The 11961-nt window shown below is 58.5% G+C and carries 14 protein-coding genes; 10 read left to right on the forward strand and 4 right to left on the reverse strand.

What is annotated here, in order from left to right:
• The first annotated feature begins 216 nt into the window (after positions 1-216).
• From purC to D8780_RS07470, 4 genes are read left to right on the forward strand one after another with little or no spacing between them, the layout of a single operon-like run.
• Positions 217-1014 carry a phosphoribosylaminoimidazolesuccinocarboxamide synthase gene (purC, locus tag D8780_RS07455; protein WP_121645034.1) on the forward strand — a complete coding sequence of 266 codons (798 nt, stop codon included), beginning with the start codon at positions 217-219 and terminating at the stop codon, positions 1012-1014.
• Between the two features lie 36 nt (positions 1015-1050).
• Positions 1051-1290, forward strand: coding sequence for a phosphoribosylformylglycinamidine synthase subunit PurS (purS, locus tag D8780_RS07460; protein ID WP_121645035.1), 240 nt, complete (start codon positions 1051-1053; stop codon positions 1288-1290).
• 9 nt (positions 1291-1299) lie between these two features.
• The gene (gene purQ, locus D8780_RS07465; RefSeq protein ID WP_121645036.1) at positions 1300-1974 is read left to right on the forward strand and encodes a phosphoribosylformylglycinamidine synthase subunit PurQ; all 675 of its coding nucleotides are present in this window, start codon (positions 1300-1302) and stop codon (positions 1972-1974) included.
• A 27-nt stretch (positions 1975-2001) separates the two neighbouring features.
• Entirely contained in the window at positions 2002-2379 is a 378-nt protein-coding gene (locus tag D8780_RS07470; RefSeq protein ID WP_121645037.1) for a hypothetical protein, read from the forward strand.
• Between the two features lie 36 nt (positions 2380-2415).
• Here D8780_RS07470 and D8780_RS07475 read toward each other — a convergent pair whose 3' ends face one another.
• The gene (locus tag D8780_RS07475; RefSeq protein ID WP_245412288.1) at positions 2416-2568 is read right to left on the reverse strand and encodes a DUF1127 domain-containing protein; all 153 of its coding nucleotides are present in this window, start codon (positions 2566-2568) and stop codon (positions 2416-2418) included.
• A 231-nt stretch (positions 2569-2799) separates the two neighbouring features.
• On the opposite strand from D8780_RS07475, the gene D8780_RS07480 reads away from it, so the two are divergent.
• The 5 genes from D8780_RS07480 to D8780_RS07500 all read left to right on the forward strand — a co-directional run bounded on the left by D8780_RS07480 (position 2800) and on the right by D8780_RS07500 (position 8751).
• Positions 2800-4230 carry an aminotransferase-like domain-containing protein gene (locus D8780_RS07480; protein WP_121645038.1) on the forward strand — a complete coding sequence of 477 codons (1431 nt, stop codon included), beginning with the start codon at positions 2800-2802 and terminating at the stop codon, positions 4228-4230.
• Between the two features lie 98 nt (positions 4231-4328).
• On the forward strand, positions 4329-6566 hold the full coding sequence (gene purL, locus D8780_RS07485) for a phosphoribosylformylglycinamidine synthase subunit PurL (protein ID WP_121645039.1): 2238 nt from the start codon (positions 4329-4331) through the stop codon (positions 6564-6566).
• Between the two features lie 70 nt (positions 6567-6636).
• Complete coding sequence (locus D8780_RS07490) at positions 6637-6876, forward strand: BolA family protein (protein WP_121646435.1); 240 nt, start codon at positions 6637-6639, stop codon at positions 6874-6876.
• A gap of 108 nt (positions 6877-6984) precedes the next feature.
• Positions 6985-7320 carry a Grx4 family monothiol glutaredoxin gene (gene grxD / locus D8780_RS07495; RefSeq protein ID WP_121645040.1) on the forward strand — a complete coding sequence of 112 codons (336 nt, stop codon included), beginning with the start codon at positions 6985-6987 and terminating at the stop codon, positions 7318-7320.
• Between the two features lie 153 nt (positions 7321-7473).
• The gene (locus tag D8780_RS07500) at positions 7474-8751 is read left to right on the forward strand and encodes a multidrug effflux MFS transporter (RefSeq protein ID WP_245412289.1); all 1278 of its coding nucleotides are present in this window, start codon (positions 7474-7476) and stop codon (positions 8749-8751) included.
• Between the two features lie 2 nt (positions 8752-8753).
• Here the strand turns inward: D8780_RS07500 and ttcA are convergent, their stop codons facing one another.
• The 3 genes from ttcA to D8780_RS07515 all read right to left on the reverse strand — a co-directional run bounded on the left by ttcA (position 8754) and on the right by D8780_RS07515 (position 11097).
• Positions 8754-9632, reverse strand: coding sequence for a tRNA 2-thiocytidine(32) synthetase TtcA (ttcA, locus tag D8780_RS07505; RefSeq protein ID WP_121645041.1), 879 nt, complete (start codon positions 9630-9632; stop codon positions 8754-8756).
• 91 nt (positions 9633-9723) lie between these two features.
• The gene (gene rpsD / locus D8780_RS07510) at positions 9724-10341 is read right to left on the reverse strand and encodes a 30S ribosomal protein S4 (RefSeq protein ID WP_121645042.1); all 618 of its coding nucleotides are present in this window, start codon (positions 10339-10341) and stop codon (positions 9724-9726) included.
• A 216-nt stretch (positions 10342-10557) separates the two neighbouring features.
• Positions 10558-11097 (reverse strand): winged helix-turn-helix transcriptional regulator, encoded by a 540-nt coding sequence (locus D8780_RS07515; RefSeq protein ID WP_342633427.1) that lies wholly within the window; start codon positions 11095-11097, stop codon positions 10558-10560.
• Positions 11098-11158: 61 nt separating this feature from the next.
• Here D8780_RS07515 and D8780_RS07520 point away from each other — a divergent pair, with 61 nt between their 5' ends.
• Positions 11159-11809, forward strand: a complete 651-nt coding sequence (locus D8780_RS07520) for an NAD(P)-dependent oxidoreductase (protein ID WP_121645043.1) — start codon at positions 11159-11161, stop codon at positions 11807-11809.
• Positions 11810-11961: the final 152 nt, after the last annotated feature.

Genomic DNA, 11961 nt, shown 5'->3' on the forward strand with positions numbered 1-11961 from the left:
GGCCCTTTGATTTAAATAGCTAGTACCGTTTTCGAGCCGGAAAAAGGCGTGGCGGTACGAAAATTACGCTTATTGCCGTATTGGCGGCGAAGACATAACCCGACATAGATTGAGCACTCCTAAAGATTGCGCTACAGGAAGCCCGAAACACGACCTGCCGTAGCTTTCCCGAGCTGCTGAAAAGACGTTGCAGGTCAGATTGCAAAGGCCAATTTCATGAACCGTCGCCGGCGTATCTACGAGGGCAAGGCCAAGATCCTCTACGAGGGGCCTGAGCCGGGAACCCTCGTCCAGTTCTTCAAGGACGATGCCACGGCCTTCAATGCCAAGAAGCATGAAGTGATCGATGGCAAGGGCGTGCTGAACAACCGCATCAGCGAATACATCTTCACGCATCTGAACCGGATCGGCGTTCCGACTCACTTCATCAAACGGCTCAACATGCGCGAACAGCTGATTCGCGAGGTCGAGATCGTGCCGCTGGAAGTGGTCGTTCGCAATGTTGCTGCCGGCTCGCTGGCCAAGCGCCTGGGAATCGACGAAGGCACCCTGCTCCCGCGTTCCATCATCGAGTTCTATTACAAGAGCGATGCGCTGGACGATCCGATGGTCAGCGAAGAGCACATCACCGCGTTCGGATGGGCCAGCCCGCAGGAACTCGATGACATCATGGCCCTGGCCATTCGTATCAACGACTTTCTCTCGGGCATGTTTCTCGGTGTCGGCATTCAGCTCGTCGACTTCAAGATCGAAATGGGCCGTCTGTGGGAGAACGATATGATGCGCATCGTTCTGGCAGACGAGATTTCGCCCGATAGCTGCCGGCTATGGGATATCGCCACGCAGGACAAGCTCGACAAGGACCGCTTTCGCCGCGACATGGGCGGGTTGCTGGAAGCCTATCGCGATGTTGCGAAGCGCCTCGGTATTCTGACAGAAGACAATGGAAACCGGGGATCAGGTCCGGTGCTCGTTTCGTCCAATGACGGAACACCCCCCGATACGACCCACTGATCCGCTTCTCCAGAGACGACAGAAAACGGAAGACATATGAAAGCCCGCGTAACCGTGACCCTCAAGAACGGCGTTCTGGATCCGCAAGGCAAGGCGATCGAGAGCGCCCTTGGAACACTCGGTTTTGATGGCGTCGGCTCCGTCAGACAAGGCAAGGTGTTTGACATCGAGCTTGACCATGAGGATCGGGCCAAGGCGCAAACAGACCTGACCGCCATGTGCGAGCAGCTCCTCGCCAATACGGTCATCGAAAACTACACAATCGAGATTCAGTAGGCATCTGGCATGAAAGCCGCCGTCATCCTTCTTCCCGGCCTGAACAGAGACCGTGACATGATCGCGGCGCTGACCAAGATCTCGGGCACAGCGCCGCAGACGATCTGGCAGACGGAAACCTCGATTCCCTCGGATATCGACCTGGTTGTGATCCCGGGTGGATTTTCCTACGGGGATTATCTGCGTTGCGGTGCCATCGCCGCGCGCATGCCGGTCATGCAGGCCGTGATCGAACGCGCCAAGGCCGGCACACGGATCATGGGTGTCTGCAACGGCTTTCAGATCCTGCTTGAAATGGGCCTCCTGCCCGGAGCGCTGATGCGCAATGCGCATCTGAATTTCGTCTGTAAGGAAGTCGAGCTGGAAGTTACCAATGCCGGCACGGCCTTTTCGAACCGATACGAAAAGGGGCAGGTCATTCGCTGTCCCGTGGCCCATCACGACGGCAATTATTTTGCCGATGGCGAGACACTCGCGCGTCTTGAAGGCGAAGAGCGGGTCGTCTTCCGCTATGCGAATGGCGGCAATCCGAATGGTTCGGTCAACGATATTGCCGGCATTGTGAACGAAGGGGGCAATGTTCTTGGCATGATGCCCCATCCGGAGAACCTGATCGAACCGGCTCATGGCGGCGATCATGGCCGCGGCATTTTCGAAAGCGCGCTCGATCTGGCCCTCGCCTGACCGCGCCGAGACGGGTAGAGTGCCCCGATGATCCGTCGCCAGTCACTCAGCCTTCTACTTCTGATCGCCACCGGCGGCTGCACCGCAGCCGTCGACACGCCGCCGTCGGGCTCAACCGTGCCGATTCTTCAGAGAATCAACGATACCGCACAGCGATGCTGGATGCGAAGCGGCGATCCGGCCTTCCAGCCCTACCGGATCGTGCCAGAACTCGACACGCGAACCGGCAAACCCCGAATCCTGATGCTGAAGGCCGGCAATGCCGCAGGCCTCCCGCAACTGGTTATCGAAATCAATGGCGGAACGATCGACGCCTACGGACCGATACAGAACACGCCATTGGCCGCCAGGATCAACCGTGACATTGTGCGTTGGGCCAATGGTACGACAAGCTGCGAGGCGTGACGGACAAGACCTGAACAGGTTCGCCCGCCCCTCTTCTCAGTACCAGTCGCCGCGCCAGAGAAAACGTTCCGATTCACGAAGCGCCTGGTCGCGTGTCACGCCGATATCCCGCAGGCGATCATCGCAAAGACGGGAGAGCGCTCGCCGCGTGCGGCGCTTGGCGAGGAAGGTCGCGTATACGGCGATCAATGCATAAGGATGCATCCAGCGCGGATTGAAATTCCGCGAGAACCGACGAGGGGCCGGTCTCCTCGCGCTAGAGTAATCTCTTAATATTGTATCGATTGCCATCGCTCAATTCCTTCGCCTTTCCAATATTGACGTTGCAATTGCGAAAATACAGAGATAACGTACAGAGACAATCCAATGAATTGTCCCAGAAACACGATATTGTAATTGTTAAATCCGGAGATTGTAACGATGACAGACTGGATTCCCACGCTTCCAGAGAGTCGTCAGCCCATCTATTTGCGATTGGCCGATGCAATCGAAAAAGCCATCATATCAAGCGAATTGGCCCCCGGAGCGAAGTTGCCGCCGCAGCGCAATCTGGCTTTCGATCTTGGCGTCACTCTCGGGACGGTTACCCGTGCCTATCAGACAGCGCGGGAACGGGGCCTGCTGACCGGGGAAGTCGGCCGCGGCACTTTCGTACGCAACGGGGAAGAGGCCGAGAGCAGTAATCTGTCGTCGAATTCCGATCCTGTCTTCGGAATGCTTGGTAAAAGATATTCCAGTACGCCCCAGTCCAAGGGACCGCTGATATTTTCGTCGACATCAGCGCCGAATGTCGGCCAGATGGAGGCCATCAAGGCGACATTCGAAAACACTGTCGCCAAGGACGAACACCGGCTGATCGATTATGTCCGACGGTTGCCTCCCTCGTGGTCCGAGGCGGGCGCGCGATGGCTTTCAATGGGCGGATGGCAGCCCAACCCGGAATCGACCTTTGCGACGAATGGTGCCGATCCCGCGATTCTCGCGGCCATGGCGACGGTTGCAGCCCCCGGCGAACGCATCGTCATGGAAACGCCAACCTACAAATGCGCAGCGCAGGCGATCGGACTGATCGGCCGCATTCCGATCGCCGGCCAATGCGATGAGGAAGGCTTGCGACCCGACGAGTTCGAGCGTCTCTGTGCCCGTCAGCATCCGAGAGCCGTTTTTCTGATGCCTGCCCTTCAAAATCCGACCCTTGCAACGATGAGCGAAACACGCCGTCGCGAGATTGTCGAGATTGCGCGGCGGCACAATGTCTGGATCATTGAGGACAATGTGTATGGCTCGCTGTTGGACGACCATTTCACTCCGCTGGCGGCACTGGCACCGGAACGCACGTTCCACCTTTCAAGCCTATCCAAGGCTGTTGCGGCGGGCCTGCGGGTCGGCTGGATGAATTGTCCCCCAGGGCAGGCCGCACGCGCTGCCTCGGCCCACAAGCTTCTTGCCGGGCCGAAATCGTTCATGCAGGCCCAGCTCGGCGCAGAGATCGTGCTCAGCGGCGCTGCGGACGACATTCGCAAAAACGTCAAGGAAGAGCTTGCCGGCCGCCACGCTCTGACATGCCGGTATCTGGAAGGCTTCGAGTTCTCGTCCAATCCGCATATGCCGTTTTTCTGGATCAAATTGCCGGAACAGTGGAGTTCGTCGAGCTTCGTCAAGGCTGCCGAGGCCCACGGCATCCGGGTCGACAGCGAGGATGAATACAAGCCCGTTCGCTCCGAGACCCAACTCCATCGCGTGCGCATCGGTGTGTCGGCCGTACCGGATCGCGATAAGCTGGAGCAGGGCCTGACTGTCCTTTCGAACCTGCTGCACAATGGCGCCGCGTCCTACGAAACCTTTGCATAGACGGTGGCGCGCGGTGATCTGTTTGATACTCGCACTTGTCCAGCCATATGAGGCGATGTAGCAGGGGCGATGCATCTGCCAGGCCGGAGAACTTGTTTATGAGCGCCCCGAACGAAACGCCCATTACAGCCGATCTCATCCAGTCGCACGGCCTCAAACCGGACGAGTATCAGCGTATTCTTGACCTGATCGGCCGCGAACCGACATTGACCGAGCTTGGCATTTTCTCGGCGATGTGGAACGAGCACTGCTCGTATAAATCTTCGAAGAAATGGCTTCGGACGCTGCCCACAAAGGGCCCCCGCGTCATTCAGGGACCTGGAGAGAATGCCGGTGTCGTGGATATCGGCGACGGAGACGTCGTGGTCTTCAAGATGGAGAGCCACAACCACCCCTCTTATATCGAACCGTTTCAGGGCGCAGCGACCGGCGTCGGCGGCATCCTCCGCGATGTCTTCACCATGGGCGCTCGCCCGATTGCGGCCATGAATGCACTGCGCTTCGGCGCGCCTGATCACCCGAAGACCCGGCACCTGGTTTCTGGCGTTGTCGCCGGTGTCGGTGGCTATGGCAATTCCTTCGGCGTCCCGACCGTCGGCGGCGAGGTCGAGTTCGATGCGCGATACAATGGCAACATTCTGGTGAATGCTTTTGCCGCCGGTCTTGCCAAGGCCGATGCCATTTTTCTGTCTGAAGCCAAGGGCGTCGGCCTGCCGGTCGTATATCTCGGCGCGAAAACCGGGCGCGATGGCGTCGGCGGCGCGACCATGGCCTCCGCCGAATTCGACGAGTCGATCGAAGAGAAGCGTCCGACCGTCCAGGTGGGGGATCCTTTCACCGAGAAGTGCCTTCTGGAAGCCTGTCTTGAATTGATGCAGACCGGCGCGGTCATCGCCATCCAGGATATGGGTGCCGCCGGCCTCACATGTTCGGCGGTCGAGATGGGCGCCAAGGGCAATCTCGGCATCGAGCTGAACCTTGACGACGTTCCCGTTCGCGAGGACGCGATGAGCGCCTACGAGATGATGCTCTCCGAGAGCCAGGAGCGCATGCTCATGGTGCTGCGGCCAGAAAAGGAAGACGAGGCCTCGGCAATCTTCCGCAAATGGGGACTGGATTTTGCCATTGTCGGCAAGACCACCGACGATCTTCGCTTCCGTGTGAAAATAGCCGGAGCAGAGGTCGCCGATTTGCCGATCAAGGAACTCGGCGACGAGGCCCCTGAATATGATCGCCCGCACGAGCCCACCGCTCCGATCCCGGCGCTTGATGCGGAGACCGTCGCACCGCCTCATGACTTCAACGAGGCATTGCTGACCCTGATCGGCAATGCTAATGGCGCATCGCGCCGATGGGTCTGGGAGCAGTATGACACCATGATCCAGGGCAATACGCTGGTCCGGCCGGGTGGTGATGCAGGCGTGGTGCGCGTGGAAGGCCACGAAACGAAGGCGCTTGCGTTCTCTTCCGACGTCACACCCCGTTACGTGGAAGCCAACCCATATGAGGGCGGCAAGCAGGCTGTCGCCGAATGCTGGCGCAATATCAACGCGACCGGTGCAGAGCCACTCGCCGCAACCGACAATCTCAATTTCGGCAATCCCGAGAAGCCTGAGATCATGGGTCAACTCGTGGGTGCGATCAAAGGCATCGGCGAAGCCTGCGAGACGCTCGCCTTCCCAATCGTTTCGGGCAATGTCAGCCTCTATAACGAGACCAACGGCGTTGCCATTCTGCCGACACCAACCATCGCCGGTGTGGGATTATTGCCCGACTGGAACCGCATGGCGCGCATCGACGCCATGGCCGATGGAGACGCGCTGTTTCTCGTCGGCGATGATGGTACCCATCTCGGACAATCCGCCTTCCTCCGCGATGTGAGCGGCAAGATCGACGGGCCGCCGCCACCGGTCGATCTGGACAAGGAAAAAGCGCATGGTCTCTTCGTTCGCTCGGCCATCCGTTCCGGTCAGTTGACGGCATGTCACGACATCTCGTCCGGAGGCTTGGCTGTAGCGCTTGCCGAAATGGTGATCGGTGCGAAGACAGGTGCAAGGATCGATGATCTGGGTGACGGTCCCGCCCACGCGCTTCTCTTCGGAGAAGACCAGGCCCGCTATGTGGTCGCCGTTTCCGCCGAGCAGGAGGCTTCATTCACGGAAGGCGCGAGCGAGGCCGGCATACCGTTGCGCCGACTGGGTGTAGCGGGTGGAACGGCGCTTGCCATCAGGGATCTGGTCAACGTTGATTTGAGCCATCTGGTTGGCGCTCACGAGAGCTGGTTCCCCGATTACATGAGCGGGACCGTTGCTGAGCACCCGGCAGCGGCCGAATAGGATCAAACCCGATTGCAAAGGCTTCCTCGCCATGGTCTGCTTGGCGAAGGATGAGAGGAGTATGCGGCCCATGCCGATGAACGCAAACGACATTCAGCGCCTTATCGAAGAAGCCATTCCGGACGCGGAGGTAACGATCCGCGACCTCGCCGGAGACGGCGACCACTATGCGGCCGAGGTGGTTTCGGAGGCGTTTCGCGGCAAGAGCCGTGTCGCTCAGCACCAGATGGTCTATCAGGCTCTGAAGGGAAATATGGGGGGCGAGCTGCACGCCTTGGCCCTCCAGACCAGCGTCCCGCCTGAGGAATAGGTGGTTTTGCCCCGAGCGGGTTGAGTCGAGGTGGCCAAAGGTCTATCTCGGAGGAAAGTCCCAGAGAGCGGCAATGCCGCTCGCTTGCTATTCAATGAGGAGCCAAAGATGGCGGAGATCAACGACTGGATCGACAACGAGGTCAAGAACAACGACGTGGTTCTCTTCATGAAGGGAACCCCGGGTTTTCCGCAGTGCGGCTTCTCCGGTCAGGTCGTCCAGATTCTCGACTACCTCGGTGTCGAATATAAAGGCATCAACGTTCTATCGTCGGACGAGCTCCGCCAGGGCATCAAGGAATACTCCTCCTGGCCGACCATTCCGCAGCTTTACGTAAAGGGCGAGTTTGTCGGTGGCTGCGATATCATCCGCGACATGTTCCAGGCGGGAGAGCTTCAGACGCACCTCACCGAAAATAACATCGCGGTAAAGGGCGCAGCCTGAGAGCTGGCCAAAACAAAATAGAGCTTTAGCTAAAGCAGGCGCCGGCGTTCCCGGCGCCTGTCGTTTTTTGGGTAGAGATGCGTGAGACCGTCTACCGGAATGGGTAGACGGTTTGTGCATTCTTCCCTCCCCAAGAGGTTTGAGATGCAGCGCTTGGCAAATAATAAGCAGGGCGAAGAAATGGTCGATTCCGCGAGGCACGCGCCCACCGGACAGGCCTTGGGCCTGCCATTGGGTATCGGTCGCGCAGAGTTCGTTTCGATTCTTGCTCTTCTGATGGCGCTCAATGCCTTGGCGATCGATATCATCCTGCCCGCCTTTCGACCGATCGCCGATGAATTCAACCTGCAGCAATCGACGGACACGCAATTCACCATCCTGGCCTATCTGATCGGTTTTGGCGCGGCTCAACCGTTCTTCGGACCGATTTCGGATCGCTTCGGGCGAAAGATGCCCATGGTGTTCGGCATCGTCACATATATTCTTTGCGCAGCGGCGGGCGCACTCGCTCCGACCTACGAATTGCTCCTGCTTTCCCGCGTCATCCAGGGCATCGGCGCCGCATCGACACGAATCATCGCCTTTTCGATCATTCGCGATACGCATGAAGGTCGTGCCATGGCATCGATCATGAGCCTCGTGCTGATGGTCTTTATGACGGTTCCCGTGATTGCGCCGGCGATTGGCGAGCTCATTGTCCTCTTCGCCGACTGGCAGTGGATCTTCGCTGCCATGTCGCTCATCGCCCTCATATGTGGGCTTTGGACATGGTTCCGCATGCCCGAGACCCTTCCTGTGGAAAGGCGGCGCCCTCTGACGGGGCGCAACGTGATCGAAGCGTTCCGCATCGTTCTGACCACACATTCGGCTTTCTGGTACGCGTTCGCCGCCGCCGGGGCGTTTTCCGTGCTCTTCGCCTATATCAATGTCGCCCAGCCCATCCTGGCCGATTATTATGAGCTTAACCGTTGGTTTCCTGTCGCGTTCGCCGTGGTCGCGGGCCTGATGGCGTGCACATCCTACACCAACTCGCGTCTGGTGCAGAAACTCGGACAGCGAACCATTTCGCACGCGGCTTTGTGCACACAGCTTATCGTGACCGGCATCTTCGTTCTCAGTGCCGCTTTCTTCGACGTGCCACTCTGGCTGTTCATCGTGCTGTCCAGCTTGATCATGACGAGCTTCAGCCTGATGGGAGCCAACTTCAATTCTCTCGCGATGGAAGACGTCGGCCATGTCGCCGGCTCCGCCTCGTCTATCCTTGGCTTCACCCAGACGGTCATCGGCGGAATTGTCGGCACCGCCGTGGGTCAGCTATGGAATGGTACGCTCCTGCCCGTAGCTTTCGGTTTCGCGGCTATATCGCTTTCGACTCTCGCAATCGTCCTGATTGGCGAGAAAGGAGAGCTTTTCGGCAGCGGAGAAAGCTGAATCTATTCAGCAGGGTCGGCCGTCGGATCCTGCACAGTTGCTGCCGCCAGGCCGGCGAAATCGAACAATGACCGGTCCAGCATCTGGCTTGGGCGTATATTGGCCATGGCGCGGATCATCGTATCCTTGCGTCCCGGCATGCGCCGTTCGATATCCTCAATCATGACCTTCATCGCATTTCTTTGAAGGCCGTCCTGCGAGCCGCAGAGATCGCAGGGAATGATCGGGAACAAGAGGGCATCTGCCAGCTTCGTCATATCGGCCTCGGCGCAGAAGGCGAGAGGACGCAGCACTTCCACATCCCCGTCGTCATTCAGCAGTTTCGGCGGCATGGCCGCCAGACGCCCACCATGGAAGAGATTCATGAAGAACGTCTCCAGAATGTCCTCTCGATGGTGGCCGAGGACGAGCGCGGAACAGCCCTCTTCCCGCGCAATGCGGTAGAGATGGCCCCGGCGCAACCGCGAACAAAGCGAACAATAGGTAGCATTGTCCGAGAGTTTATCCGTAACAATCGAATAGGTATCCCGATATTCGATGCGGTGGGGCACACCATTGGCGCTCAGCCAATCGGGCAGAATATGCTTGGGAAAATTCGGTTGGCCCTGATCGAGATTACAGGCCAGAAGCTCCACCGGCAGGAGGCCACGCCATTTAAGGTCGAGTAATAAGGCCAGCAACCCATAGGAATCCTTGCCGCCGGACAGCGCCACCAGCCAGCGCTCCCCGGGACGGATCATCCCGTAATCATCCATCACCTGTCTGATCTGACGGATCAGACGCTTGCGAAGCTTGTTGAATTCCACCGAAGTCGGCGCGTCACGAAAGAGAGGCGGTAGCTCGCTGGCCTCGACCGAACTCTCATGCGTGGCGATACTCATGGCTTCCACCAAAGCTGTTTGAATTCGTAGCCCATAGCAAAAGGGCCGCCCGATGGCAGCCCTTTTCCAAAATTCGAAGAAGGCGTCGCGTTTAGCGCGAGTAGAACTCGACGACCAGGTTCGGTTCCATCACGACAGCATAGGGCACGTCGCTGAGGCTCGGTACGCGAACGTAAGTTGCAGTCATCTTGCTGTGATCGGCCTCAATGTAATCCGGCACGTCACGCTCTGCGAGCTGCACGGCTTCCAGAACAGCTACGTTCTGCTTGGACTTTTCGCGAACTTCGATCACGTCACCGGCACGGCAACGGTAGGACGGGATGTTGACCCGCCTGCCGTTGACCAGAACATGGCCGTGATTGACGAACTGACGGGCTGCGAAAACGGTCGGCACGAACTTCGCGCGATAGACAACAGCGTCCAGACGGCTTTCGAGAAGACCGATCAGATTGTCCGGCGTATCGCCCTTGCGGCGGGTCGCTTCTTCGTAGGTGTGGCGGAACTGCTTTTCGGAAATGTCGCCATAGAAGCCCTTGAGCTTCTGCTTGGCGCGCAGCTGAATGCCGAAGTCGGACAGCTTGCCCTTGCGGCGCTGGCCGTGCTCACCGGGGCCGTATTCACGGCGGTTTACGGGAGACTTGGGACGGCCCCAGATGTTTTCGCCCATACGGCGATCGATTTTGTATTTTGCAGATTCGCGCTTGCTCATCGCATTTCCTCTCAAAAAGTTAGCGCCAACACTTCAAGTGTTGAACGAAGGAAACGCGCCCTCCTCTGCCCGATCTCTCGGACTGACAGGCCGACCCACGCACGCATTGCGGTTGAAGGCCACGGGACACGTCAAAAAAGACACCGGCCTTGAAGCAGAGCCGGCATCGGGTGTTCGTCTATTGTGAGAGCTCGGAAAAGTCAACGCTTGGGACGATCAGCTGCCCTGCCCCTGATCACGGTCGAAGCGAGCCTGGGCATCGCGTAAACGGCTCCTATTTTCCGCGGCCCAATTCCCCAAAGCAGAGATGGGCTGGGCAAGCGACTGGCCGAAGGTGGTTAGCCGATATTCAACAGATGGCGGCGTCGTATCAAACACTGTGCGGCTGACCAGTCCGTCTCGCTCGAGCGACCGAAGGGTCACCGTCAGCATACGCTGGGAGATGCCCTCGACCTGACGCTTTAGCTCATTGAACCGCATTGGCTTCGGCTGCAACGTGAAGATCACGTAGAGGCTCCATTTGTCACCAATGCGGGTGAGCACTTCGCGAACCGGACAGCTTCCCCCGTCAAAGACGAAACCCGGATTTGTCTTCAGCAGCGGCGTTGCCGCCTCTCCTATCGGCTTCATCTCCACCTTCGTTCTCCTGCATTGAGACCTGACATCGCGCGGTTCCTTCAGGGTGACCACCTTCTTTGAAAGTGCCTCCTTACGGATCTGACGATGAGGATCTATGTAGTTACTGATCGTAACCAAATACCATTTCCAAACCGCCTATGCCAGCGCGTCGGATCTAAAGAAAGCAAGGAGAAGTGAAATGAAGATCGTACTCATCGGAGCGACCGGCATGGTCGGAAGCGACGTGCTGAAAGAGGCGACATCGCGCGGACATGACGTGACGGCGATCGTCCGGGAGACCGCAAAACTGCCAGAGGGCGAAAAGATAACGCTCCTCTCTCTGGATATCCATCAGGAAGAAGACCTGAAAAAGGCTCTATCGGACGCCGATGTGCTGATTTCCGCCTTCAATCCCGGATGGGACGACCCGGAGATCTATCAGCATCATCTCGAAGGCAGTCGCACGATCGCACGAGCGGCTCAGCAGGCCGGCATTCGTCTGATCATGGTCGGTGGCGCCGGTTCGCTCTACGCGCCGGACGGGAGCCAGTTCGTGGATGGCGAAGCGTTTCCGGACGAATGGCGCGCCGGCGCAAAGGCCGCTCGCGATATTCTGAAAGAACTGGAGAATGGCGATTTCTCGCCACTCGACTGGTCCTTTGTATCGCCGGCTTTCGAGCTATCACCGGGCAAAAAAAAAGGTGGCTTTGAACTCGGCAAGGACCATCCGGTCGCCGACGCGGAAGGCCGAAGCAGGATCAGCAGCGGCGACCTGGCGGAAGCTATCGTCGATGAAGCGGAAACACCACGGCACACTGGCGAGCGCTTTACGCTCGCTTACGCAGCCTGACGCATCAGCAAGGCTCGCTTTCAGCTGGAGCGGGCCTTGCCTTTTCATAATTCGTATCTCTGACAGGCTCCAGTCACTCGACCGCGGAACCACTCTGCTTCTCTTGGATGGCGATATGGCTCATCGCGGCAGTTACTGTCGCGCCATGCCAG

The sequence above is a fragment of the Notoacmeibacter ruber genome (assembly GCF_003668555.1).
Classification (GTDB): domain Bacteria; phylum Pseudomonadota; class Alphaproteobacteria; order Rhizobiales; family Rhizobiaceae; genus Notoacmeibacter; species Notoacmeibacter ruber.

Excerpts from the sequence above, each read along its gene's own strand:
- purS (WP_121645035.1), top strand. The coding sequence starts at position 1,051 with ATGAAAGCCCGCGTAACCGTGACCCTCAAGAACGGCGTTCTGGATCCG.
- ttcA (WP_121645041.1), bottom strand. The coding sequence starts at position 9,632 with ATGAGTATCGCCACGCATGAGAGTTCGGTCGAGGCCAGCGAGCTACCG.
- D8780_RS07520 (WP_121645043.1), top strand. The coding sequence starts at position 11,159 with ATGAAGATCGTACTCATCGGAGCGACCGGCATGGTCGGAAGCGACGTG.
- D8780_RS07480 (WP_121645038.1), top strand. The coding sequence starts at position 2,800 with ATGACAGACTGGATTCCCACGCTTCCAGAGAGTCGTCAGCCCATCTAT.
- purL (WP_121645039.1), top strand. The coding sequence starts at position 4,329 with ATGAGCGCCCCGAACGAAACGCCCATTACAGCCGATCTCATCCAGTCG.
- purC (WP_121645034.1), top strand. The coding sequence starts at position 217 with ATGAACCGTCGCCGGCGTATCTACGAGGGCAAGGCCAAGATCCTCTAC.
- purQ (WP_121645036.1), top strand. The coding sequence starts at position 1,300 with ATGAAAGCCGCCGTCATCCTTCTTCCCGGCCTGAACAGAGACCGTGAC.
- rpsD (WP_121645042.1), bottom strand. The coding sequence starts at position 10,341 with ATGAGCAAGCGCGAATCTGCAAAATACAAAATCGATCGCCGTATGGGC.
- grxD (WP_121645040.1), top strand. The coding sequence starts at position 6,985 with ATGGCGGAGATCAACGACTGGATCGACAACGAGGTCAAGAACAACGAC.
- D8780_RS07490 (WP_121646435.1), top strand. The coding sequence starts at position 6,637 with ATGCCGATGAACGCAAACGACATTCAGCGCCTTATCGAAGAAGCCATT.
- D8780_RS07470 (WP_121645037.1), top strand. The coding sequence starts at position 2,002 with ATGATCCGTCGCCAGTCACTCAGCCTTCTACTTCTGATCGCCACCGGC.